Origin of the sequence: Microbacterium sp. Leaf179 (assembly GCF_001423785.1) — a bacterium.
GTDB lineage: Bacteria > Actinomycetota > Actinomycetes > Actinomycetales > Microbacteriaceae > Microbacterium.
This window is the reverse complement of the sequence record NZ_LMPH01000004.1, coordinates 90,265-114,467: the sequence shown is the minus strand read 5'-3', so window position 1 is coordinate 114,467 and position 24,203 is coordinate 90,265. Positions and strand designations below refer to the sequence as shown.

Below are 24,203 nucleotides of genomic sequence, written 5' to 3'. Positions count from 1 at the left end.
CGCACCGTGTACATCCGGTTCGACAGCGCGCGCCACGGCGAGCTCGTCGCGCACCTCGACCAGGCCCTCTCCGGCATCGCGATGGAGATCGACCTGCTCGACCGGGAGGCCACTCGCCTTCGCGGGGATTGGCACGGCTCGGCGCGCGAAGCCTACGACCGGACCCACACCGCGGGGGCGGCGTTGCTCGATGAGCTGGAGCGCGGGCTGCGGGGTGCCCGCGACTTCGCCTCGGCGACGGCGGAACGATTCGTCGCGACCGAGCGCGCGGTCCGCGCCCTGTGGCGCCGGTGAGCGGCCGCGCCACCTCGCGACCCTCCGCGCTGCCGCCCACCAACGCAGCGGTCCCGGCACGACCGAGGCGGCGTGCACACGCGGGTCGGCCCGCGCGCGACCCGCAGAGAGGTTCAGCGTCCGCGAAACGCCGCGCACGGCGGTGCGGGTGCGGCGTGTCCGGGACACTCAACCGCGCGCACGACGAAGCGAGGACCGCAGAACGGTTGAGTGTCCACGACACGCCGCGCGTAGCCGGGTCGGAGCGGCATGTCCGGGACACTCAACGATTGGGCGCAACCCCCGATCCCCGCACGACCGGCAGTCCGGGCGCAGCCGGCGCCGCCACCCAACGGCCCCTCATGACTCCGCTCCACGCGGCGCGTACGCCCAGGTCGCGCCGGTTTCGTCGTGCGGTCTAAGGTGAGCACTGTTCACAGCGTTCATCCAGAAAGGCACGCAATGTCGCCCTCGTCCACGACCAGCCCCGCTCTCAGCGCCGTCCGCACCGCGCTCGGCGTCAGCGGCGCGCTGTCGCTCGTCATCGGCCTGCTCATCCTGGTGTGGCCCGGCCGCACCGCCGAGATCGCCGTCGGCATCATCTCTGTCTACGTCATCATCGCCGGACTGGTGAACATCGGCATCGGCCTGTTCTGGCGCTCCGGCTGGGCTCGCATCGGCTACATCGTGCTCGGCGTGCTGTTCATCGTCGCGGGCATCTTCTCGTTCGCCAACCTCTCGGCCACGACCGCGTGGTTCGGCGTCTTCATCGGCACCCTCGTCGGCATCCTGTGGATCATCGAGGGCGTCGTCTCGCTCACCACCGTCGGCCACGGATCGAAGGCGCGGGCCTGGACGATCTTCTTCGCGATCGTCAGCATCCTCGCCGGCGTCGTGCTGCTGTTCTCGCCGCTCCTGGGCGCGGTGACGCTGTTCCTGCTCATCGGCATCTCGCTCGTCATCCTCGGCATCTTCCAGATCGTGCGAGCGATCCAGTTCGGCAAGGCCGCGTAACACGGGTACGCGAAAGGGCCCGGATGCCATGGCATCCGGGCCCTCTCCGATTCACGCGACCGGCAGGTACCGCGCCCACCATTCGAGCACCGCATCGAAGCGCTGCACCCGGTGCTGCGGCCGACCCGCGCGGGTGAGCTCGTGGTCTTCGCCGGGGAAGACGAGCATCTCGGCCTCAGTTCCCTGGCGCTTCAGCGCCGCGTAATAACGCGTGGCCTGTTCGAGCGGGCAGCGGAAGTCCAGCTCGGAGTGGAGCACCAGCGTGGGGGTGCGCACCCGGTCGACGACGGCCATGGGGCTCTGCGCGGCCATCTGCTCGGGGTCGGTCCCGACGTACTCCTGACCGAAGAACGAGCCGATGTCGCTCGAGCCCGGGAACGCGGTCGGGTCGAGGAACCCGCGCTCCACGATCGCGCCGGCGAAGCGGTGGTCATGCGCGATGATCCATGCGGTCATGTATCCGCCGTAGGACCCGCCCATCACGCCGACGCGGTCGCCGTCGAGGCGAGGATCTGCCGCCACGACGCCGTCGAAGAAGTCGAGCACGTCGAAGAAGTCGAGGGTGCCCATCTTCTGTCGGATCGACCGGCCGTGGGCGCGACCGTATCCGGCGCTCCCGCGGGGGTTGCTGTAGACGACGGCGTACCCGGCGTCGACGAGCACCTGGGTCTCGTCGAAGACGTGCACCCCGTACGACGCGTACGGCCCGCCGTGGATCTGCAGGATGACCGGGAACGGCCCCTCGCCCTCGGGCGTGGCGACCCACCCGTGCACCGGGTAGCCGTCGCGGCCGGCGATCTCGTGCTCGACCGGCACGACGACACCCCGCTCGCGCACGGCGGCGCCGAAGTCGGTGACGGCGCGAACGCCCGCCACGGGGTCGACGAGCACCAGCTCACCGAACGATTCGGGCGCGGCGACGGATGCCACGACCCGGCCGTTCGCGACGGCGTGGCCGTTGACCTCGAGGTCCCCGCCGAGGACCTCGGACACGTCTGCTCCGCGCGTGACGCGCAGCAGGCGCAGGCGCCCGCGGGTGCGGTCCTGCACGAGCACGTCGCCGTCGTCGAACGACAGGTGACTGCCGACCTCGCCGAGATCGATCGTCTCGGCGTCGGTGAGCCGGCGCGGACCCTCGGCCTCCAGCAGGAACAGCGAGACGCCGGGGGCGACGAAGTCCACGCCCTCCGGACCCACGTCGTTCGCGAGCGCGAAGATCGCCCCGTCGGGCGCCACGGCGACCTCGGCGACCGACAGGTCGGACGAGGTCGAGAGCACCTCGCGCTCGACCCCACCCTCGACCGCGACGGCCACGATGCGGTCGCGCAGGTCGCGGCGGTCGGTCTCGATCACGTCGGGAACGCTCAGCAGCTCGCTGCCGTCGTGCGTCCAGACGACGCCGCTCCAACTGGTGTCACCCTCGGTCAGCCGCGTGGGCTCGGCGGGTATCACGCGCTTCTCGGGCGCTTCCAGCGCCGGAGCGGGCGTGTAGAAGGGCTCCGCCTCGGTCGAGGGCGCGTCCACCACGAAGAGATGGCTCGGGCGGTCCAGGTAGCCGGCGCCGTTCGAGTGCCACCGGATGCCGGTGATCCGACGCGGCGGTTCGGCGGCGGCATCGCGCCCCTCGACGGTGCCGTACCGACCGGGCTCGGGCACGCGCGCCGAGAACGCCAGACGCGTGCCGTCGGGCGACCAGGCGACGTCGGTCACTCCCCCGGGCTGGTCGGTCACCTGGACCGGCTCACCACCGAGGACCGAGACGACGAACACCTGCGCGCGGCCGCGCTCATCGGCGCGGAGGAACGCGACGGTGGCGTCGTCGGGCGAGAGGCGCGGCGCCTTGTCGGCGACACCGCGGGTCAGGCGGCGCGGCGCGCCGTCGGGCAGGTCGACCCGCCAGAGCTGGCCCACTCCGCGGTCAGCGACGAGATCGGGGCGCGAGGTGGCGAAGACGGCGACGTCGCCGTCGGACGAGAGCGCGGGGCGCCCCACGGAGACGAGCGCCTCGATGTCGACGGAGCGCATGCTCACTCGCCTCCGAACGAACCCGTGTCGCCCACGAGACGGGTGTTGTCGGCGGGAACCGGGTCGAGGGCCGCGCGGGCGACCTCGGCCGCGAACTCCGACACGTTGTACAGCTTGCCGGCGTCGTCGCGGCGGGCGGCGATCGCGCCGGGGTTGGCGCGCTCGAGCAGGGTGGCCGTGATGGTGCCTTCGATCATGTCGCCCGAGACGACGGTGAAGCCGATGCCGCGCTCCTCGAGAGCGGGGATCTTCTCACGCAGCGCGTCTTCGCCGGCCCGCTTCGACAGCGCGACCGGCTCGTACTCGGGCATGGTCGGGGTGGTGCGGATGAAGTGCGCCTGGTGACTGGTCACGAACACCACGCGCGCGTCGGCCTTGAGCAACGGCAGCGCGGTTTCGAGCACGGAGACCTGCGCGTCGCGGTTGAGCAGCAGCGCGTAGTCCTCGGCCATGCCGGACTCCATGCCGCCCGAGGCGTTGAGCACGAGCACGTCGAGGCCTCCGAACGTGCGCTCGACCTCATCGAACATCGCCTTCACCGACGCGGGGTCGGTGAGGTCGGCGCCCACGACGAGCGCCTCGACGCCCAGCTCACGCAGCTGCGACGCGAGCTTCTCGGCGCGCGGCGCCTTGTTGCGGAAGTTGATGACGACGTTCGCGCCGGCCTCGGCGAAGTACTTCACGGTGTCGGCGCCGATGCCGCGCGACGAGCCGGTGACGAGCGCGGTCTTGCCGCTCAGGGAGCCGGACGGAAGGGTCTGAGACACGGATTCTCCTGACGATTCGAAAAAGGGGGACCGCGAGCGGGGGGATACTCGGAGCCCCTCCCAGCCTACCGATCCCCCGCCCACCGCCACCGGCGCCGGGCCGCAGCCGCGCCGCTCCTCACGACGGCCACGGACGCCTCCACGACGCCGCGAACAGCCCCTGTCCACGGGCACGGGCGTGTCGTACGCGCGTGCTACGTTCTGGCCCGGAGGCCCTGACATGACCGCATCGCCCGCCGCCCGGCATCCCTACCTCTCACCGGAGGGACCGCGTGTGCTGGCGCACCGGGGGCTCGTCACCCCGGATGCCGTCGCGAACGGGCTGGTCGACAACTCGTTCGCCGCGGTGGCCGCGGCGCACGCCGCCGGCGCCGTCTACGTCGAATCGGACTGCCACCTCACCGCCGACGGCACCGTCGTGCTGTTCCACGACGACGACCTGCGACGCGTCGCCGAAGACCCTCGGGCGATCGCCGATGTCCGCGTGCACGAGCTGGCGGAGCTCATGTCGGACCGCGGCGGCCTCATCACCCTCGCCCAGGCGCTCGACGCCTTCCCCGACGTGCGCTTCAACCTCGACGTCAAGGCCACCGCCGCGGCCGAACCGGTCGGGCGGCTCATCGCGCCGCACGCCGAGCGGGTGCTCGTCACGAGCTTCTCCGACGATCGCCGTCGCACCGCCCTCGAGGCGGCCCGCCGCGCGGGGGCGACCCGCCGCCCGGCCACCTCCCCCGGATCGGCGACCATCGCCCGCCTGCTGGCGGCGCGCGTGCTGGGCCAGCGCCGGCGTGTGCGGGAGCTGCTCGCCGACCTCGATGCGCTGCAGGTGCCCGAGCGGCACGGGGTGATCCCGGTCGTGACCCCGGGCTTCGTCCGCGACGCGCACGCCGCCGGCGTCGAGGTGCACGTGTGGACGGTCAACGAATCCGCCGACATGCACCGCCTGCTCGACCTGGGCGTCGACGGGCTGGTCACCGACCGCGCCGACCTGGCTCTGGCCCTGGTGAACGAACGGTGAACTCCAGCTGACTGAGCATTCTCTGTGAAACCCGGCCGCGGGCCCGCCGTTCGAATAAAGCGCACAGGTGCGAGCGTTATACATGGGGACCGACGAGAGGACCACACAATGGCAGACCGCAGTCTCCGCGGCATCCGACTCGGCGCCCAAAGCCTCCAGAGCGAAGACGGCGTCGTGTTTCACGACCGTGCACAACACACGTACAACTGCAGCACCTGCGGACGCGACACCGTCCTGACGTTCGCTGCAGACGCCGAGGTTCCGGAGTCCTGGGAGTGCCGCACGTGCGGCGCCGAAGCGCTGCTGCGCATCGGTGACGGCATCGCGACCGTCGACCACAGCGGCGACAAGGCCGCCCGTACGCACTGGGACATGCTCCTGGAGCGTCGCACCCTCCCCGAGCTCGAAGAGCTGCTCGAAGAGCGTCTCGCCTTCGTCCGCGCCCGCCGTGGCGCCGGGAACGAGAAGCTCAGCGCCTGACGCTGAGAAACGGATTCAGACGCCGGCCCCTTCGGGGGTCGGCGTCTTCTTCGTGGCGCGGGACCGCACCGCGACGAGCACACCGGCCGCCAGCAGAGCGACGAGGCTCCCCCCGCCCACCACGATCTTGACCGCGGGTCCGATGACCGTCGCGGGGGTGAGACCGGTGCGCAGCGGCACGTCGGTGAGCATGTGCCCCGCGACGTCGACGGGCAGCTCGTCGAGGGTGGCCCCGTCGGGTGCGATGACCTGGCTCGTGCCCACGGTCGAGAGGTTCACCACCGAACGACCGGTCTCGATCGCCCGCATGCGCGCGAAGGCGAGCTGCTGCAGGTTCTCGTCGGTGCCGCGGAAGTCGGCGTTGTTGGTCTGGAACATGTAGATCTGCGCCCCCGCGGCCGCGCCGTCCCACACCACGTCGTCGTAGATCACGTCGAAGCAGATGGCAAGGCCCATGCCGACACCGTTCAGGTCGAAGAGCGGGCTCGCCGTTCCGGGGGTGTACTCGCGCCCGATCAGACCGATCAGGTCGGGAGCGAACGGCTCCCAGAACGCCCGGTCGGGCACGTACTCGCCGAACGGCACCGGATGCCGTTTGTCGTACGTGGCGATCGCCCCGCCGTCGGGGGTCCACAGCAGCGCGGAATTGAACAGGTCGGGCCCGCGCTCGGTCACCGCCGAGACGAGCAGCGGCGCGTCGACCCGGCGCGACAGCTCGTCGAGCACGGCGGCGGTCGGTCGCGAGGCGGTCGGGTCGGAGTCGACGCCACCCTCGGGCCAGAGCAGCACGTCCATGTCCTGCCCGAGAAGCGGAGCGGATGCCGCCAGCTGCGCGTTCAGCACGGCGTTGCGGGAGCGCTGGTCGAAGTAGCCGGCGGGACCGTTGCCCTGCGCCGCGCCCACGCGCAGCGAGCCCGCGTCGGTGGTCGGGAACTGCGGCAGCGCCACGAGCACGACCAGCACGAGTGCGGCCGGCACGGCACGCGCGAGACGGCGGAACCGCCCGGTGCGCACGAACTCGATCGCCATGGCGCACAGCAGCACGACCAGGAACGTCAGACCCGACATGCCGACCCACGACGCCACCTCGGCGAAGGGCCCGTTCACCTGCGAGACGCCGATACGTCCCCAGGGGAAGCCGCCGTACGGCCACGAGCCGACGATCTGCTCGCGCAACGTCCACAGCCCCGCGACGAGGGCCGGCAGCAGTACGAGCCGTCCGAGCGTTCCCGGCGCCAGCCGCGGCATCCATCGATAGGCCAGCGCGATGGGGATGGCGAACACCGCGGTGAGCAGCGCTTCGAGCACAGACAGCGCGATCCACGGGATGGGTCCCAGGTAGCGCGCCGTGAAGAGCAGGTTGACCGAGAAGAACGCCGCCCCGAACAGGAACCCCACGAGCAGCGACGACCAGATGCCCCGACCGGCGAGGACGACGAGCGCGAGCACCACGGCGGGCAGTGCCATCGGCCACCACGCCAGCGCGGGGAACGCGGTGACCAGCAGCAGACCCGCCACGACCGAGAGCGGCGCCGCGAACGCCAGACGCAGCACCGGCGGGGCGGGCTCGGCGAGGCGCGCGCGCGGACGGCGCGTCGACACGGCGCTCACGCGGACGTGTACGCGACGATGCCGCGCCGCACGGAATCCAGCGCCGTGCGCGCGGTCGACGCGAGCTTCGGTTCGGCGACGAGCGAGATCTGGTCGAGCAGGTCGATCGTCTGCTTGACCCAGCGGACGAAGTCGCCCGCGGCCATGTCGGCGAGGGTGAGCACGCTGTCGAGCGGCAGACCCTTCGCCCACGCGTGCATGGCGGGGGCCAGGCCGGAGGCGGGTTCCGCCGAGCCCGGCAGGCGGTGGTCGCGCTCGAGGTCGTCGAGCTCTTGCCAGAGGGTCTGCGTGGCATCGAGCGCCCCGCGGAACGCGCCGCGCGGCAGACCCCGCTCGCCCGGCCCGGCCTCGTCGCGGCGCGGTTCGTACACGAGGCAGCAGGCGAGGGCGGCGAGGGACGGAGCATCGAGTCCGTCCCACAGGCGCTGGCGCAGCGACTCGGCCACGAGCAGGTCGCGTTCACCGTAGATGCGGCGCATCGTGCGACCCGCGGGGGTCAGCACCGTGGCACCGTCGTCTTCTATCGCGACGTACTCCAGGGCGGCGAGCACCTCCACGACCCGGTCGAACACGCGCGCGACGTTGCCGGTGCGCTGATCGATCTGCTGCCGGGTCTTGTCGGTGGTGCGCTTGAGCTTCCAATACCGCTCCGCCCAGCGGGCGTGGGCCTCGCGATCGGGGCATGACTGGCAGGGATGTCGCTGCATGCGCCGGCGCAGCGACTGGATCTGCTCCTGCCGCTCGTCGCGCAGGCGACGGGGCGCCGTGGCGTCGCGCCGGTTGATCTTCTCGAGATCGCTGAGTTCGCGGCGGATCGTGGAGTACTCGCGGAAGTCCCCGCGGTCGCACGTCATCGCCTGCTCGTAGCCCGAGAGCGACTCCTCGGCATCCTTCACCTGACGCGCGAGACCGACGACCGAGCGGTCGGCCTGGAACTGCGCGAACGACGACTCGAGCACCTCGCGGGCCCGGGCCCGACCGAACTGGTCGATGAGGTTGACGGCCATGTTGTACGTGGGCCGGAAGCTCGAGTTCAGCGGATAGGTGCGGCGCGAGGCCAGCGCCGCGACCGACTGCGGGTCGAGGCCCTCGGTGAACTGCACCACCGCGTGGCCCTCGACGTCGATGCCGCGGCGGCCGGCGCGACCGGTCAGCTGCGTGTACTCCCCCGACGTGATGGCCACGCGAGCTTCGCCGTTGAACTTCTCGAGCTTCTCGAGCACGACCGTGCGCGCCGGCATGTTGATGCCGAGCGCCAGCGTCTCGGTCGCGAAGACGACCTTGACGAGCTTGCGACGGAACAGCTCCTCGACGACCTCTTTGAACGCCGGCAGCAGGCCCGCGTGGTGCGAGGCCATGCCGCGCTCGAGGTTGTCGCGCCACTCCCAGAAGTGCAGGACGGCGAGGTCCTCGTCCTTCAGTGTGAAAGTCAGCTCGTCGACGATCTGGCGGATCTCGACGCGCTCCTCGGCCGAGGTCAGCCGCACGTTCGCGCGCCGCAGCTGCTGCACGGCGGCGTCGCAGCCGGCGCGGCTGAAGATGAAGAAGATCGCGGGCAGCAGGTGGTTGCGCTGCAGCAGCTCCACGACCTCGGGACGGTCGATGCGCTCGATGCGCGGCCCCTGCGCCGCACGGGTCGGTTTGTGCCCGGCGCGGCGCTGGCCCGCGTGGCGCGGACCCCCGGCGTGGCGCGCCGAGCGGTACTCCTGCGCGCGCCGGTTGTTCTCGTATCCCCCCGAGTTGCCCCCGCGGATGCGCAGCAGCTCCTGGTTCACCTGGGCGGTGGCGACTCCCGCCCGGTCGTCGAACAGCGGCAGCAGATCGCCGCGCACGAGCACGTGCTGCTCGAGGGGCACGGGCCGGGTCTCCGACACGATCACCTCGGTGTCGCCGCGCACGGTGTCGAGCCAGTCGCCGAACTCCTCGGCATTCGACACGGTCGCCGACAGCGACACGAGTTTGACCGACGACGGCAGGTGGATGATGACTTCTTCCCACACCGCGCCGCGGAAGCGGTCGGCGAGGTAGTGCACCTCGTCCATGACGACGAAGCGCAGGCCACGCAGGGCCGGCGAATCGGCGTACAGCATGTTGCGCAGCACCTCGGTCGTCATCACGACGATGCGCGCCGAGGAGTTGATGTTCGTGTCGCCGGTGAGCAGGCCCACCTCGTCGTCGCCGTAGATCTCTTGCAGCTCGTGGAACTTCTGGTTCGACAACGCCTTGATCGGCGTGGTGTAGAACGCCTTGTCCCCGGGCTCCGACATCGCGAGGTGGATCGCGAACTCGCCGACGATGGTCTTTCCGGCGCCGGTGGGGGCCGCCACCAGCACGCTCCGTCCGTCTTCGAGGGCGTGGCATCCGGCGATCTGGAAGTCGTCGAGCTCGAACCGCTGCATCTCGGCGAAGTCGGCCGTGTGCGGGTGCGTCGAACGGGCGCTGGCGCGCGCGAAACGCTCGGCCGGACTCGGCGCGCTCACGCGATGGGCCCCGACGGCATTCCGGCCGCGGCGGCGCGACGTGCCTTGCGGCGGTCGAACAGCATCGACACCCCGGCGGCGGCGAAGAACAGCACGGTGAGGATGGCAGCCAGCATGAGCATGCTGATGATGTCGGCCGCGGGGGTGGCGAGGGCAGAGAACAGGGTGGCGATGAGGATCGCGACCCGCCAGCCCTTCAGGATCGCCTTGCCGCTCATGATGCCGGCGACGTTCAGCGCCACCAGGAACACCGGCAGCACGAACGCCACGCCCACCACGATCATGAGCTTGAACACGAAATCGTAGTAGTCGGTGGCGTTGTAGAAGTTGACGCCGCCTTCGGGAGTGAAGCCCCACATGAGCTCGATCACGTGCGGGACGATCAGGAGCCCCACCCAGCAGCCCACGAAGAACAGCGGGACGGCGGATGCCACGAACCCGACCGTGTAGCGCACCTCTTTGCGCGTGAGTCCGGGCATGATGAACGCCCAGATCTGCCACAGCCACACCGGTGCTGACAGGAAGATGCCGATCGAGAACGCGATGCGCATGCGCAGATCGAACGCCGAGGTCACCGAGGTGAAGTTCAGCGCCGAAAAATCGTCGCCACGGCGCTCGGCGATCTCGCGGATGGGCTCGGTGATCAGGTGGATGATCGGGTCGGTGATGATGAAGGCCACCACCATGCCCACCACGAGGGCGGCAGCCGCGATCATCAGACGCTTGCGCAGCTCGACGAGATGCGCGCCGATGGACATGCGCTTATCGCGCCGCGGCCCCTCGGGGAGGTCGATGCGCGGCGGGCCTGCCGTCACCACGACTTAGATCGTGGGGTCGTTCGACCTGCGCGGCTCGGGGGCGGCGGTCGAAGCGGTGCCGGTCTCGGTGGCGCGCGGCGTCTCGGGAGTGGGAGCCGCGACCTCGTCGTCGCGCTTCATCTCTTTCATCTCGCTCTTGAACACGCGAGCCGACTGGCCGACGCTCTTCGCGAGGGCGGGGAGCTTGGCGGCGCCGAACAGCAGAAGGATGACGGCCAAGACGATCAGCAGGTGCCATCCGGTCAATCCCTGAAACATGAGGACTCCTCGTCTTGTTCGGGCGTGGACATCAGTCTAACCCGCGGTTTCCGCCGCGGACCGGACAGGCCCACGGGCGCGACGACTCGGTGCGGACGCTCAGGCGCGGCGATCGGGTCGGCCAGCGGCTCCTCGTCGTCGCGGAGGGCCGTGCGGGCTGGCGCTCAGGGCTCCGCGCGATACTGCGCCAGCCCCGCCGCCGCCCACGCCGCCGCCGCGTGGCGGGCGCCGGCCGGTTCGAGCAGCTCGACCTCGCCGCCGCGCCGGGCTGCGAGGCGCTTCAGGCTCTGCTCGTCGGCGAGGTGGAGCGAGGCCACCGAGGTGACCCCGTCGGAGTCGTCGATGTCGGCGCGCTCGAGGTAGTCGGCCAGCAACGGCGCCACCGCGCGGGGAAAGCGGAACCGGGCCACCACCTCGTCGTCGGCCGGGGCGAACAGGTCGGGAACCGGATCGCCGCCGTGCACGGCCGGGATGTCGGTGAGGGTGGGGTCGCTCACGCGGTCGAGGTGGAACGTGCGCACAGCTTGGCGCAGGTGGCACCAGCCCTGCAGGTACCACTGGTCGTTGGCGATGTGCACCTTGATGGGGTCGACGGTGCGCGTGGTGGGACCGGCGCCGGGCGCGCGGTACGTGAACGTGACCGCCACGCGGGCACGGAGCGCCTCATCGACGACGTCGCGCACCCCGTCGACGGGCCCGGGCGCGACGATGACGGCGGGCGGCGCCGCGGCGGCACCGCGAGCGAGCTTGGAGAGCAGCCCCGAGACGAGGTCGTTGTCGCCGACGCCCGGCAGACTCCGAGCGAGTTGCAGACCCGCCAGCAGAGCCGCGGCCTCGCGCGCGGTCAGCCGAGGCGAGCGTTCAAGTCCCACGGTGTTGGTGATCGCGATCACATCTTCGCGGTCGAGCAGGTCCCAGTCGATGTCGAAGAGGTCGTGCGGCAACTGCCAGTACCCCTGCTCGCCGGGAAGGCCGATGACGGTGAGGCGCTCCACCATCGCGCGCATCTGCCCGGGGGCGACGTCGAAGTCGGCTGCGGCCTCGGCCACCGAGACCTCGCCCTTGCCGAGCAGGTAGGGCACCAGCTGCAGCAGCAGAGCCGCGCGGTCGAGGGCGGCGATGGGCCGATCGGTGCTCACGCGGCACCTCCGTGCAGGGCCAGCGTCGCCTCGAGGCGACGGATGACCTCGACGCGCAGGTCGTCGGGGGCGACGACGCGCACCTCGGGACCGTACGAGGCGAGCTCGTCGGCGAACACGTGCAGGTCGACGTACGGCACGAGGATGCCCTGCGGCGCCGCATCGGCGCGGCGCGCCAGCCGCAGGGCGGCTTCGGTTCCGGGGTGCACCTCGAGCAGGGCCCGCTGACGCGCGGCGACAGCCCGCAGGCCCGCCAGCGCACGCTCTCCGGCGCCGTCTCGCAGGTCGGCCGGGAACTTCTCGCGCGCGACGGTGACGTCGCCGACGATGCGGGCCAAGAGGAACGTGCGGTCGGCCTGCACGTTCTGGTCGAACCCGTAGACGTGCCACCGCGCCTCGTACTCGACGAGGGCGAACGGACGGATGCGCCGCTCGCGCGGACGCGCCTCGCCCGGACGCAGGTAGGTGAACGTCACGACCCGCGACTGCTCGATCGCCCGCTGCAGGGTCGCGAACGAGGCGTCGCGCACCCGGATGCGGGGCGCGTACCCGATGATCGGCTCGTCGACGGCGATGCCGAGCGCGCGGATCTTGCGCAGACCACTGCGGGCGTCGACCGAGAGCGACTCACTCCCCCACACGCCTCCGGCGATGTTCAGCAGCGCCACCTCGGCCGGGCTGAACGAGATGTCGTCGGGCAGCTCGTACTCGGCGGTCGGCACGCGATAGCGCGCCTCGCGCAGATCGTCGGGGTCGGAGCGGTTGCCGATCGTCTCGATCGGCACACCGAGCCCGCGCAGGTTCTCTTTGTCGCGCTCGAACATCTTCTCGAGCGCATCCTTCGACGCGCCCGCCTCGAGCTGCTCGCGGTAGCCCGCGACCGAGGAGAGGATGGTGTCTTTGGTCAGCCCCTGCTCGGTCGCCATGAGGGCGACGACGAGGTTCACCAGGCGCTCCTCGGGAGCACTTCTGGACGGGGTGGCGGGCACCCGCCCATCCTAGGCGTCGGGGCGGGTCAGCCGACGGTGCCGAGGATGTCCACGACGTACACCAGGGCGGTGTCGGCCGGAGCCTGGAGGATCTGCTGGTCCTGCTCGGTCTGGTCGGCGGGGACGACGACGAGAACCTGCGAACCGACGGTCTGCCCCTCGAGGGCCGAGGCGAGAGCCGGCGGCAGAGCAGACACCTTGGCCTGGCCGGGCGCGCCGTTCTTCCAGGTGGAGGCGAACGTCGTCTTGGCGCCCCACGCCACGCCCTGCACGTGGATGACCACCGAGGAGTCGGCGGTCAGCGCGTCGCCGTCGCCCTTCATGATGGTCTGCGAACGCACCTCGGTGGGGGCGTCGCCCGCGGGGGTCACGATGCCGGGCTGTCCGTCGGGCGCGCGCACGACCGAGGGCATGCCGGACTCGGCGTTGTACTGGTCGGCGCCGTCTGCGGCGGGCAGGAACACCTTGCGCACGTCGAACACGAAGATCGCGCCGTCGCCCTCGCCCAGACCGAAGCCCTGGGCGCCCTGCGCACCGACCTGGTCGCCCGGGAGGGCGACCGCGACGCGCGAGCCCTCGGTCACGCACTTCAGCAGCGGGGCGACGGCGGGCACCGCCTGCGTGAGGCGCGTGATCGGGGTGGCGGTGGTGAGGTCGGAGCTGTACTTCGTCGCCCCCACCTGCTCGCCGGTGGCGGCGTCGAGCACGGTGACGTCGATCAGCGAGAGCTGATCGTCGGTCGTGATGCGCGTGCCGTTCCCCTCGATGAGCGTCTGCGTGCCCGCCTGCGACGGGATGAACGGCGACCGCACGGTCACCGTGGGCGTCGTACCGAAGTCACCGGTCGCCTCGACCACCGAGGCGATCGAGCTGTCGGTGGGGGTCGGGCAGGAGGACGCGGCGGTCGCCGAGCATCCGACGAGGCCGAATCCGGCCAGAGCGGTCACGGCCACGAGAGCGGGAAGTCTGCGCACCGGATCAGTTTAGGCGCTCGGGCCCGACTCCTCCGCCGCGCCCGCGACGGACTGCCGCACACCCTCGGCGGACTTCTGCGCTTCGCGCACGCGCTTGCGCAGATTCTTGTCGGTGATCTCGCGGTCGCCGACAGCTCCCGGGGTCCAGAGCTCCACGTCTTCATCGCCGTAGCTCGACTTCGACGCGCGGCGCTTGACCTCGGGCGGGACGGCGCCCGGCGCGAGACGGCGGGCTGTGATGAGGAACCCCGTGTGCGCGATCATGCGGTGGTCGGGGCGCACGGCGAGGCCCTCGACGTGCCACCCGCGCACCATCGTCTCGCTGGCATCCGGTTCGGTGAACAGACCCGTGGCACGGATGTACTCGGCAACACGGCTCAGCTGCGTCGCGGTGGCGATGTAGCACAGCACCACTCCGCCGGGGGTGAGGGCGTCGGCGGCGGCGTCGATGCACTCCCAGGGCGCGAGCATATCGAGCACGATGCGGTCGACGGATGCCGGGGCCACGGCATCCGGAAGGCTCTCGCCGAGGTCCCCGACGATGACGTCCCACGTCGGGGGGAGCTCGCCGTGGAAGGTCGCGACGTTCGCGCGGGCGACCTCGGCGAACTCCTCACGACGCTCGAACGAGAGCAGCCGACCCGCGGGCCCGATCGCGCGCAGCAGCCACAGCGACAGGGCACCGGAGCCGACGCCGGCCTCGACGACGGTGGCGCCGGGGAAGATGTCGGCCTGCGCGAGGATCTGCGCCGCGTCCTTCGGGTAGACGATCGCCGCGCCGCGGGGCATCGACATCACGAAGTCGCGCAGCAGCGGGCGCACGGCCAGGTAGTCATGGTCGGAGCTGTTCGTGACCACGCTGCCGTCGGGCTGGCCGACGAGCAGCTCGTGCTTGAGCACGCCGTTGTGGGTGTGCAGCTCGCCCGCCTCGCGCAGCGTGATCGTGTGCATGCGGCCCTTGGGGCCGGTCAACTGCACACGATCGCCGATGCGGAACGGACCGCTCAGGTGGGGGGTCTCGCTCATCGGTTCTCCTGGCGGGTCGGGACGTGCGCGGCGTGGAGCGCGCGCAGGTGGGCGGTGGTGCGGCCCTCGAGGCTCGGCCAGAGCGCGTGCGCTCCGACGCCCTCGAGCGGTACCATGAGCGGGACGCCGAGCGACACGGCGCCGCTGGCGATGGCCGAGCGCAGGCCGTTCGGGGAGTCTTCGATGGCGACGGTGTCGACGATGTCGACGCCGAGCGCTGCGGCGGCCTGCAGGTACGGGTCGGGGTGGGGCTTGGGGCGCTGGACGTCGTCGCCGGCGACCACGATGTCGAAGGCGGGGAAGTCGATCAGATCGACGACCGAGAGCGCCATGCGCCGCATCGACATCGTCACGAGCGCCGTCTGGACGCCCTCGGCGCGCAGATCGGCGAGCAGCTCGCGCGCGCCCGGGCGGAACGGCACCCCCGTGACGGCGAGCTGCCGCAGCACCTCGTCGGTGAGGTACGAGATGATCTCGTCGACGCCCCACGGCACGCCGGCGTTCTGCAGCAGGCGGGCGGAGTCCTCGAGCGCGAGGCCGACCATGCCCAGCGCCTGCTCGTGCGACCACGTGCCGCCGAAGCGCTCCACGAGCGGGGTCTCGGCGGCCATCCAGTACGGCTCGGTGTCGACGAGGGTGCCGTCCATGTCCCAGAGGACCGCGGACGGCGCGGGACGCGCGGGGGAAGTCATCGTTCCATCGTATCCAGCGCCCCGCGCGGCCCCGCGCCGCACGTCCGGCCGTCGTCGCGCGCGTGCGCCTATCCTGGAACCCAGCCCCGACGGGGCAGAGGAGGTTGTGTGGACGCACTGGGTCGCCGGATCATCGTCGCCGCATTCGACGGCTGGAACGACGCCGGAGAAGCCGCGTCGGCGGCGGCCGCCATGCTGCGCGCCGACGTCGAGTACGAGGTCGTGCACACGGTCGATCCCGAGCTGTACTTCGACTACCAGTACACACGACCGCAGATCGGATTGGATGCCGAGGGGCGGCGCACGCTCACCTGGCCCGAGGCGACGCTGCTGCGGCCCGTCGAGCGCTCCGACGAGGCCGAGATCTGGCTGCTCGTCGGCGTCGAGCCCGCCCGCGCGTGGCAGGCCTTCGCGGCCGAGTTCATCGACGTCGCCCTGCGCGAGGACGTCACCGGCTTCGTGGCCCTCGGCTCGATGATGTCGGACGTGCCCCACACGCGGCCCATCTCGGTGTTCGCCGGCAGCGACAACGACAACGTCCGCCAGTCGCTCGGCCTCGAGAAGAGCCTGTACGAGGGTCCGGTCGGCATCCTGAGCGCGATCGGCCACGCCGCCGAGGCCGTCGGCATCCCCACCGCGAGCCTCTGGGCGAGCGTGCCCCACTACGTCGCCGGGCACACCCCCTCGCCCAAGGCCACGCTGGCGCTGCTCGAACGCCTCGAGACCATCAGCGGCATCGCGGTGCCCCGCGGCGACCTCGAGACCGAGGCGCGCGCCTGGGTCGCCTCGATCGACGCGGCCGCCGCCGACGACGACGAGATGAGCGACTACATCCGCCAGCTCGAGCAGACCCGCGACACGTGGGACTCCCCCGAAGCATCGGGCGACGCGATCGCGCAGGAGTTCGAGCGCTACCTCCGCCATGGCGGCGACGGCCCCACGAAGCCCGGTCGAGACGACCCGCCGCGTCGCTGAACACAGAACGAAGGCGCCGCCCCCGAGGGGACGGCGCCTTCCGTCATTCCGGCCCGTCGGGGCGCGGCGCGTCAGCCGGTGATCGCCGAGTACGCCGGCAGCACGCCGAGCGCCAGCAGCACCATGACCAGGATGCCGAGGGCCACCCGGTAGATCACGAACGGCAGGAAGCTGCCGCGCTGCAGGTAGCGCATGAGGAACGCGATCACGACGTAGCCGACGACGAACGCGATGACCGTGGCCAGGGCCGTCTCACCGAGGCTGTAGGGACCGGTGCCCTCGTCGAAGCTCTTGTACAGCTCGTAGAAGCCACTGGCGAAGACGGCGGGCACGGCGAGCAGGAACGAGTACTCGGCCACGGCGGTGCGCTTGTAGCCGAGGGCGCGACCGAGCGTCGTGGTCGCGCCCGAGCGCGAGACGCCGGGGACGAGCGCGAGCGCCTGCGCGAAGCCGTACGCGATGCCGTGCGGATAGGTCAGGTCGTCGAGCTCGCGGCGGCGCTTGCCGTAGTGGTCGGCGAGACCGAGCAGGACGCCGAACACGATCAGCACGATCGCGGTGATCCACAGGCTCCGGAAGTTGTCGCGGATGAGGCTCTGCAGCAGGAAGCCCGCCGCCGCGATCGGGATGGTGCCGATGATCACGAGCCAGCCCATGCGGGCGTCGGGGTCGCTGCGCGGAACCCGGCCGGTCAGCGAGCCGAACCAGCGCGAGAGCACCCGACCGATCTTCTTGCGGAAGTAGATCAGGACGGCGAGCTCGGTGCCGATCTGCGTGATCGCGGTGAAGGTCGCGCCCGGGTCGACGCGCGACGGCAGGAACTCGCCCACGATGCGCAGGTGCGCGCTGGAGGAGATGGGGAGGAACTCGGTCAGGCCCTGAACGAGCCCGAGGATGATGACCTCGAGAATATGCATGCGGTCCTTCAGTACGTCCGGAGGAGGTCGGCGAGAACTCGTCGACCGAACTCGAGCGCGTCGACGGGGACGCGCTCGTCGACACCGTGGAACATCCCGGTGAAGTCGAGATCGGCGGGGAGTCGCAGCGGTGCGAATCCGTAGCCGGCGATGCCGAGGGTCGACAGCGCCTTGTTGTCGGTGCCTCCGCCCATCAGGTAGGGAACGACCGGCACGCCCGGGTCGTGACGACCGAGCTGTTCGATCATGGCGTCGACGAGGTCGCCCGAGAACGGCACCTCGAGGCCGATGTCCTGGTGCACGATCTCGATGTCGACGTGCGGGCCGACGATGCGGCGGATGTCGGCGAGGGCGGCCTCTTCGGTGCCCGGCAGCACGCGGACGTCGATGAGGGCCTCGGCGCGGTCGGGGATCACGTTGTGCTTGTACCCGGCGGTGAGACCCGTGGGGTTCGTGGTGGTGCGAAGCGTGGAGCGGATGAAGCTGGATGCGGCGCCGGTGCGCAGGGCGAGAGCATCGGGATCGCCCGCGTCGTCACCCGTGATCTCGGCGAGTCCCGCCAGCAGCTGCGTGGTGGTGTCGGTGAGCCGGATGGGCCATTCCGTGCGCCCGAGGGCCGCCACGGCCTCGGCGAGGGCCGTCACGGCGTTGTCGGGATGCAGACCGCTGCCGTGGCCGGCGCGGCCGCGGGCGACGAGCTTGATCCAGATGAGGCCCTTCTCGCCCACCTGCAACAGGTACGCCCGGCGGTCGCCGACGGCGATCGAGTAGCCGCCGACCTCGCTGATGGCCTCGGTCGCGCCGGCGAACCACTCGGGGCGGTCCTTCACCACGCGCGCCGAGCCCTCGACGCCCCCGTTCTCCTCGTCGGCGAAGAAGGTCACGATGATGTCGCGCTCGGGCTGGTCCCCCGCGCGCAGCACGTCGGCGACGGCGGTGAGGATCATGGCATCCATGTCCTTCATGTCGACGGCGCCGCGGCCCCAGAGCACCCCGTCGCGGATCTCGCCCGCGAACGGGTCGACGCTCCAGTCGGCGGCGACGGCCGGCACGACGTCGAGGTGGCCGTGCAGGATCAGGGCGGGCTTGTCGCGGTTGCGGCCCGGGATGCGCGCGCAGACGTTGGTGCGGCGCTCGACCGGCTCGTAGTACTTGACGTCGAGGCCCAGCGCTTCGAGGTAGGCACCGACGTACTCGGCGGCCTCGCGCTCCCCCTCGGCGCGACCCCCGCCGTAGTTCGAGGTGTCGAACCGGATCAGGTCGGACGCGATGCGGGCGACCTCGGGCACGTCGGTTTCGAGCTCGGACATGCGCTCTACGGTACCCGGGGAGCGCGACCCCTCCCGTCGCGTGACATCGCGAGACGCGCCCGGGGCGCCGGCCCGGTTCGAGGCGGGGTCGGGAGCATGGTAATGTCGTTCCTCGTTGCGAAAGCGACGAAACACCCAATGCGCGGGTGGCGGAATAGGTAGACGCGCTAGCTTGAGGTGCTAGTGCCCTTTAACGGGCGTGGGGGTTCAAGTCCCCCCTCGCGCACAGAACGACGAAGGCCCCGGGTTCATCCCCGGGGCCTTTTCTGTTCCCCTCGCGGCCCGGCGTCGGTGTCCTCGGAACCCTCCCCCGCCGCGCCTGTTCCGCGCGAACGTGACGCCCCAGAAACACCGGCGTGACACGGCCCGCTTAGCGTCGAGGCATGCCTCCGTTCCGCGTGCCGACGATCGACATCTCCGCCTGGGTGGGCCGCGGCTCGCCCGATGCCCGGGCGGCGGTGGTCGCCGCCGTCGATCACGCGTGCCGCACCGTCGGGTTCATGCAGATCGTGGGGCACGGCATCCCGGATGCCGCGGTCGCGGACCTCGCCGAAGGACTCGACGAGTTCTTCGCCCTGCCTCTCGAGGCGAAGAAGGCGTACGTGCGACCGGCGAGCGAGAACCGGGGGTACAGCCCGCCGAAGAGCGAGTCGTTGAGTTACAGCCTCGGCGTCGACCCGGTCACGCGCATGAACGACTTCTTCGAGGCGTTCAACGTGGGAACGTCGGCCGCCGAGTATCCGGGGTCGACGGCGACCCCCGACGACTACGCCGCGAACACCTGGCCCACCGACACGACCGTCTTCGAGCCCGCGGTCCGCACCTATTACGACGAGGCACGCCGGGTCGCCCACACGCTCACGCGCGTGTTCGCCGCGGCGCTGCGGGTGCCGGAGGACTTCTTCGACGACCTCACCGGCCACTCGATCGACGTGCTGCGCATGAACAACTACGCCCTGCCGCCCGGCACGATCGAACTCGACGGCGAGCTCACGGGCATGGGCGAGCACACCGACTTCGGGCTCGTGACCGTGCTCTGGGCCGATCAGGTGAAGGGGTTGCAGGTGCTGGGGTCGGACGGGTCGTGGAACGACGTCTCGCCCGCCGACGGCGCGCTGCTGGTCAACCTGGGCGACGTGGCGGCACGGCTCACCAATGACCGGTGGATGTCGACGCTGCACCGGGTGAAGCCGCCCGTCATCGACGGGACGATCGAACGCCGACGATCGGCGGCGTTCTTCCACGACGGCAACGCCGACGCGGTGATCGCTCCCCTGCCGCACTTCGTCTCGCCCGACGCGCCCGCGCTCTACGACCCCGTGACGGTGCGCGAGCACATCGCCGCCAAGCTCGCCGGCTCGCGGGCGGGCCGGCGCAACGTGACGGCGGTCCGCGAGGCCGCGCGCGTCGCGGCGAGTCGCGGCTGACGCGGCATCGCCCCGGCATGCGGCGCCGCCCCCAGCCGCCCGGGCATCGCGGCCGAGAAACGCTCGCTCTCGCGAGACGCGCGGTGTCGCGCCGTGTCTCGCGCGAATCGGTGTGTCTCGCGCGGCGTCTCCAGAGGCCTCGGCGTCACGCCGCGGAGACGCCGAACACCAGACCCAGCACGTAGGTCACGGCGGCGGCGCCGAAGCCGATCGCCAGCTGACGCAGGCCCCGCTTCAGCGGCGACGCCCCCGACAAAAGCCCCACCATCGCCCCGGTCGCCATGAGCGCGATGCCCACGAGGGCGAGGGCGAGGATGACGGCACCGAGACCCGTCATACCGAGGATCCACGGCAGCACCGGGATGATCGCGCCCGAGGCGAAGAACAGGAAGCTCGAGATCGAGGCACCCCAGGCGCTGCCGACGACGTCGTGCGCGGACTCCCCCGGGGCCGCGGCGGCGGGCGCCGTTCCCGCTCGCGCGGCGGTCACGGCCTCGCGGGCCTTGTCGAGGGCGGCGTCGGGGTCCATGCCGCGCGTGCGGTACACGAGGGCGAGCTCGTTGGCATCCAGGTCGAGGTGGGGAAGCGCGGAGTCGGCGAAGTCGCTCTCTTCGGTGGCTTCCAGCAACTCGCGCTGCGAGCGCACCGAGACGAACTCCCCCGCGCCCATCGACAGCGCTCCGGCGAGCAGACCCGCGATGCCGCTGAACAGCACGAAGCTCGGGGCGACGCCGGTGGCCCCCACGCCCATCACGAGGGCCAGGTTCGAGACGAGGCCGTCGTTGGCGCCGAACACGGCAGCTCGGAAGGTTCCCGACAGGCGACGGCGGCCGCGGGCGGCGAGACCGCGCACGACCTCGTGGTGCACGCGCTCGTCGGCGGCCATCGCGGGAGTCGCGTACGGCTCGTCGGAGTACGGCGAACGGGCCTCGGCGTTCTGGGCGAGGGCGAGCACGAAGATCGAGCCGAAGCGGCGGGCCATCCACGAGAGGGACCGCGTACCGATCCCGGGCCGCGGCAGGCGCGGCGGAGTCTCACCCAGCAGGTCGAGCCAGTGCTGCTCGTGGCGCCCCTCGGCCTCGGCGAGGGCGAGCAGGATGTCGCGCTCCTCGCCGGTGCGCCGCGAGGCGAGCTCGCGGTAGACGCGCGCCTCGGCGCGTTCGTCGACGAGATAGCGCGCCCAGCGGCGGCGATCACGGGCGGTCGGGGTGGCGAGGGTCGTCACTCGGGCTCCTTCGGGTCGCCCACCACCGTAATGAGCGCCCATCGCTCCCCCGGGCGCGTCGGCTGACACTGACAGCATTTCGGGCCTCCGAACCCCGGGAACACGCGGATCCCACGGCGACGGTGCCAGCATTTCGGGGCCGCGAAACGCGAGGTGACGGCACATCTGCATGACCGACCGCCCGATATGGGTTCGGGACGGGGCATACCGTGTACTCCCGCCCCACCGATCATGCAGATGAACATGGCCGCGGGCCGAGCTCGACCATCGCGGGTCAGGCGCACCACGTCCGCGGGACAGAAGTCGTCCGGCGCGGTTCAGGAATGCACGCGCCTGCGCAGCACGTCGATGCGCGCCTGCAGCTGCGCGACGGTCGCGTGCGAGACGGCGGGACCGCCGCAGATGCGCCGGAGCTCGGCGTGCACGAGGCCGTGGGCCTCGCCGCTCTGGCGGGCGTACAGACCCACCATGGTGTTCAGCAGCTGGCGCTGCTCTTTCAGCGTGCGGTGCAGCGGGGCGGGCAGGCCGCCCTCGTCGACCGACGGCGGCTCGACGCCGTTCTCTTTCTCGCTCGCCTCGCGAGTGGAGCGGTGGCGCGACTGCCGGGTCGCGCGCGACATCAGCACCTCGTGCACCTGTTCGGGCTCCAGCAGACCCGGGATGCCGAGGAACTCCTCTTCTTCGACGGTTCCGGGAACCGCGAGCTGACCGAACTCCTGCCCGTCGAACAGCACCCGGTCGAAGTGGGCGAGGGAGCCCAGTGCCTGGTACTCGAACTCCTGCTCGAGCGCGTCGGACGCTTTGTCCTCGCGCTCGGCGGCGTCCATCATGTCTTCTTCGGCGTTCCACTGGTCTTCCGCGTCGCTGTCGCGGTCGAGGGCGTGGTCGCGCTGCGCCTCCATCTCACCGGCGAGGGCGAGCAGCTGCGGCACGTTCGGCAGGAAGACGCTCGCGGTCTCGCCCCGCCGGCGGGCGCGCACGAAACGGCCGATGGCCTGGGCGAAGAACAGCGGGGTCGAGGCGCTCGTGGCGTACACACCGACCGCGAGACGCGGCACGTCGACGCCCTCCGACACCATGCGCACGGCGACCATCCACCGGCTCGTCCCCTTCGAGAACGTCTCGATGCGGCCCGAGGCCTCGGCCTCGTCGGACAGCACGACGGTGACCTTCTCGCCGCTGATGTCCTCGAGGATGGCGGCGTAGGCGCGCGCCGCGGTCTGATCGGTCGCGATGACCAGGCCTCCGGCATCCGGGACCGTCTCGCGCACCTCAGTGAGGCGGCGGTCGGCGGAGCGGAGGACCGCGGGAATCCAGTCGCCGTTCGGATCGAGAGCGGTGCGCCAGGCCTGCGAGGTGATGTCTTTGGTGTTGTCCTGCCCGAGCTGGGCTTCCATCTCTTCGCCGGCCTTGGTGCGCCAGCGCATCTGACCGGCGTACACGAGGAAGAAGACGGGGCGGACGACCCCGTCGTCGAGCGCGCGTCGGTAGCCGTAGGTGTAGTCGGTGCGCGAGAGGCGGATGCCCTTGGCGTTCGGGTGGTACTCCACGAACGGGATGGGCGCGGTGTCGCTGCGGAACGGCGTCCCCGACAGCAGCAGACGACGGGTGGCGCGGCTGTAGGCCTCGCGCAGCGCGTCGCCCCAGCTGAGGGCGTCGCCACCGTGGTGCACCTCGTCGAGCACGACGAGGGTGCGGGCGTCCATCGTCAGGCGGTGATGCACCTCGGCCTTGACCGCGACCTGCGCGTAGGTCACGGCGACGCCGTGATATTGCCGCGAGGGCGTGGCGTGGCGGTTCGAGAAGAACGGATCGAGACGGATGCCGACCCGCGCGGCCGCCTCGGCCCACTGGGTCTTGAGGTGCTCGGTGGGGGCCACCACGACGATGCGGTCGATGACGTGGCGGCGCATGAGCTCACTGGCCAGGCGCAGGGCGAAGGTGGTCTTTCCGGCGCCGGGGGTGGCGGCGGCGAGGAAGTCGCGGGGCCCCTTGCCCTCGCCGTCGGGTCCGTCGAGGCCGAAGTAGAGGTCGAGCGCCTCGGCCTGCCACGCGCGGAGGCGCTGGGCGGTGCCCCACGGCGCGCGCTGCGGGAACGCCGGCGAGAGGTGCTCGGCCGCGAAGGAGCCGAAGTGCGGCTCGGTGCCGTCGGGGGCCTCGTCGACGGAGAGGGGGGCGTCGCCGGGCACGGGGTGGTCGACGACGGGAGCGGTGGCGTGGGCCGGGTCGACGGGGGTGGGGGCGTGGGCGGGGCCGGCGGGGGCGGAGGCCGGGTGGGGCTCGGTGGTGCGCGGGGCGTCGGCGGGAGCGAGCGGCGTCGCCGCCGCGCGAGGCGGCGCGGGGGGATCGTCGAGCGGGGAGCGTCCGGGACTGGCGATCGGGCCCGGGCTGGCGATGCGCGCCGTGCTCGCGACAGGGCCGGGGCTGGCGATGCGGATCGCGCCGGTGCCCGCCGGGGAGGGGTCTGCGTGAGGGGGGTGCGGGGGGCGGGCTTCTTCTTCCAGCATCGAACCTCCATCCCTCGCGAGCGCGAACATCAACGATAGGTCACCTCCGCGCGGTGTCGCACCGGACTGTGGACAGATCTTGCCTCCGACGGACTCTCACCGCGCCCCATCCGAGCGGACGTCGGGCCGGAGCGTGTCGTGCGGCTGCGCGCGTCCACACGGCCGTCTGCGCGGCGGGGCGTCGCGGCGCGGCGGGCAGCGCGGAGGGCGCGGAGGGCGGTGCAGCGGGCGTCGCGGCGGGCGAGGGCCGACCCGCCGCCGGGTGCGCCGCCCCGGCC

General features: G+C 71.5%; 21 protein-coding genes and 1 tRNA gene. 7 read left to right on the top strand and 15 right to left on the bottom strand.

Annotated elements, in window-relative coordinates:
- The first annotated feature begins 6 nt into the window (after positions 1 to 6).
- Together ASF96_RS13920 and ASF96_RS13915 are read left to right on the top strand one after the other, a co-directional pair.
- On the top strand, positions 7 to 294 hold the full coding sequence (locus ASF96_RS13920) for a WXG100 family type VII secretion target (protein ID WP_055940152.1): 288 nt from the start codon (positions 7 to 9) through the stop codon (positions 292 to 294).
- 441 nt (positions 295 to 735) lie between these two features.
- A complete protein-coding gene (locus tag ASF96_RS13915) occupies positions 736 to 1,287 on the top strand; it encodes an HdeD family acid-resistance protein (RefSeq protein WP_055837520.1) in 552 nt (183 codons plus the stop codon).
- Between the two features lie 51 nt (positions 1,288 to 1,338).
- On the opposite strand, the gene ASF96_RS13910 is transcribed toward ASF96_RS13915, so the two are convergent.
- Both ASF96_RS13910 and ASF96_RS13905 read right to left on the bottom strand, forming a co-directional pair.
- Positions 1,339 to 3,312: a S9 family peptidase gene (locus ASF96_RS13910; RefSeq protein WP_055940150.1), complete on the bottom strand. Its 1,974-nt coding sequence runs from the start codon at positions 3,310 to 3,312 to the stop codon at positions 1,339 to 1,341.
- A 2-nt stretch (positions 3,313 to 3,314) separates the two neighbouring features.
- Entirely contained in the window at positions 3,315 to 4,079 is a 765-nt protein-coding gene (locus ASF96_RS13905; RefSeq protein ID WP_055837526.1) for an SDR family oxidoreductase, read from the bottom strand.
- Between the two features lie 220 nt (positions 4,080 to 4,299).
- Here ASF96_RS13905 and ASF96_RS13900 point away from each other — a divergent pair, with 220 nt between their 5' ends.
- Positions 4,300 to 5,097 (top strand): glycerophosphodiester phosphodiesterase family protein, encoded by a 798-nt coding sequence (locus ASF96_RS13900; protein WP_055940148.1) that lies wholly within the window; start codon positions 4,300 to 4,302, stop codon positions 5,095 to 5,097.
- A 108-nt stretch (positions 5,098 to 5,205) separates the two neighbouring features.
- Positions 5,206 to 5,577, top strand: a complete 372-nt coding sequence (locus tag ASF96_RS13895; protein WP_055837532.1) for an RNA polymerase-binding protein RbpA — start codon at positions 5,206 to 5,208, stop codon at positions 5,575 to 5,577.
- Positions 5,578 to 5,592: 15 nt separating this feature from the next.
- On the opposite strand, the gene lnt is transcribed toward ASF96_RS13895, so the two are convergent.
- From lnt to ASF96_RS13850, 9 genes are all read right to left on the bottom strand, one after another.
- Positions 5,593 to 7,188 (bottom strand): apolipoprotein N-acyltransferase, encoded by a 1,596-nt coding sequence (gene lnt / locus ASF96_RS13890; protein ID WP_235560619.1) that lies wholly within the window; start codon positions 7,186 to 7,188, stop codon positions 5,593 to 5,595.
- Positions 7,185 to 9,668 carry a DEAD/DEAH box helicase gene (locus ASF96_RS13885; protein WP_055940146.1) on the bottom strand — a complete coding sequence of 828 codons (2,484 nt, stop codon included), beginning with the start codon at positions 9,666 to 9,668 and terminating at the stop codon, positions 7,185 to 7,187. The genes lnt and ASF96_RS13885 overlap by 4 nt, the downstream gene beginning before the upstream one ends.
- Positions 9,665 to 10,426 (bottom strand): twin-arginine translocase subunit TatC, encoded by a 762-nt coding sequence (gene tatC, locus ASF96_RS13880; protein ID WP_055940436.1) that lies wholly within the window; start codon positions 10,424 to 10,426, stop codon positions 9,665 to 9,667. Before tatC ends, ASF96_RS13885 begins: the two co-directional genes overlap by 4 nt.
- Before the next feature lie 63 nt (positions 10,427 to 10,489).
- Positions 10,490 to 10,744, bottom strand: coding sequence for a Sec-independent protein translocase subunit TatA (tatA, locus tag ASF96_RS13875; protein WP_055837538.1), 255 nt, complete (start codon positions 10,742 to 10,744; stop codon positions 10,490 to 10,492).
- Between the two features lie 164 nt (positions 10,745 to 10,908).
- The gene (locus ASF96_RS13870) at positions 10,909 to 11,883 is read right to left on the bottom strand and encodes a helix-turn-helix transcriptional regulator (protein ID WP_055837542.1); all 975 of its coding nucleotides are present in this window, start codon (positions 11,881 to 11,883) and stop codon (positions 10,909 to 10,911) included.
- Complete coding sequence (locus tag ASF96_RS13865; protein WP_055837545.1) at positions 11,880 to 12,872, bottom strand: helix-turn-helix transcriptional regulator; 993 nt, start codon at positions 12,870 to 12,872, stop codon at positions 11,880 to 11,882. Before ASF96_RS13865 ends, ASF96_RS13870 begins: the two co-directional genes overlap by 4 nt.
- 26 nt (positions 12,873 to 12,898) lie before the next feature.
- Positions 12,899 to 13,846 carry an FKBP-type peptidyl-prolyl cis-trans isomerase gene (locus tag ASF96_RS13860; protein WP_055837548.1) on the bottom strand — a complete coding sequence of 316 codons (948 nt, stop codon included), beginning with the start codon at positions 13,844 to 13,846 and terminating at the stop codon, positions 12,899 to 12,901.
- A 9-nt stretch (positions 13,847 to 13,855) separates the two neighbouring features.
- Positions 13,856 to 14,872, bottom strand: coding sequence for a tRNA (adenine-N1)-methyltransferase (locus ASF96_RS13855; protein ID WP_055940144.1), 1,017 nt, complete (start codon positions 14,870 to 14,872; stop codon positions 13,856 to 13,858).
- Positions 14,869 to 15,564, bottom strand: coding sequence for an HAD family hydrolase (locus ASF96_RS13850; RefSeq protein ID WP_055940142.1), 696 nt, complete (start codon positions 15,562 to 15,564; stop codon positions 14,869 to 14,871). Before ASF96_RS13850 ends, ASF96_RS13855 begins: the two co-directional genes overlap by 4 nt.
- A 108-nt stretch (positions 15,565 to 15,672) precedes the next feature.
- Here ASF96_RS13850 and ASF96_RS13845 point away from each other — a divergent pair, with 108 nt between their 5' ends.
- Positions 15,673 to 16,539, top strand: coding sequence for a PAC2 family protein (locus ASF96_RS13845; protein ID WP_055837557.1), 867 nt, complete (start codon positions 15,673 to 15,675; stop codon positions 16,537 to 16,539).
- A gap of 71 nt (positions 16,540 to 16,610) precedes the next feature.
- Here the strand turns inward: ASF96_RS13845 and ASF96_RS13840 are convergent, their stop codons facing one another.
- Positions 16,611 to 17,456, bottom strand: a complete 846-nt coding sequence (locus tag ASF96_RS13840; RefSeq protein WP_055837560.1) for an undecaprenyl-diphosphate phosphatase — start codon at positions 17,454 to 17,456, stop codon at positions 16,611 to 16,613.
- 8 nt (positions 17,457 to 17,464) lie between these two features.
- Positions 17,465 to 18,766, bottom strand: a complete 1,302-nt coding sequence (locus tag ASF96_RS13835; RefSeq protein WP_055940140.1) for a M20/M25/M40 family metallo-hydrolase — start codon at positions 18,764 to 18,766, stop codon at positions 17,465 to 17,467.
- Positions 18,767 to 18,906: 140 nt separating this feature from the next.
- Here ASF96_RS13835 and ASF96_RS13830 point away from each other — a divergent pair.
- Together ASF96_RS13830 and ASF96_RS13825 are read left to right on the top strand one after the other, a co-directional pair.
- Positions 18,907 to 18,992: transfer RNA gene (locus ASF96_RS13830), tRNA-Leu, on the top strand.
- Positions 18,993 to 19,149: 157 nt separating this feature from the next.
- Entirely contained in the window at positions 19,150 to 20,193 is a 1,044-nt protein-coding gene (locus ASF96_RS13825) for an isopenicillin N synthase family dioxygenase (protein WP_055940138.1), read from the top strand.
- A gap of 145 nt (positions 20,194 to 20,338) precedes the next feature.
- Here the strand turns inward: ASF96_RS13825 and ASF96_RS13820 are convergent, their stop codons facing one another.
- Both ASF96_RS13820 and ASF96_RS13815 read right to left on the bottom strand, forming a co-directional pair.
- Positions 20,339 to 21,460: a VIT1/CCC1 transporter family protein gene (locus ASF96_RS13820; RefSeq protein WP_432734302.1), complete on the bottom strand. Its 1,122-nt coding sequence runs from the start codon at positions 21,458 to 21,460 to the stop codon at positions 20,339 to 20,341.
- Positions 21,461 to 21,735: 275 nt separating this feature from the next.
- Positions 21,736 to 23,925, bottom strand: a complete 2,190-nt coding sequence (locus ASF96_RS13815) for a DEAD/DEAH box helicase (RefSeq protein WP_235560618.1) — start codon at positions 23,923 to 23,925, stop codon at positions 21,736 to 21,738.
- Positions 23,926 to 24,203: the final 278 nt, after the last annotated feature.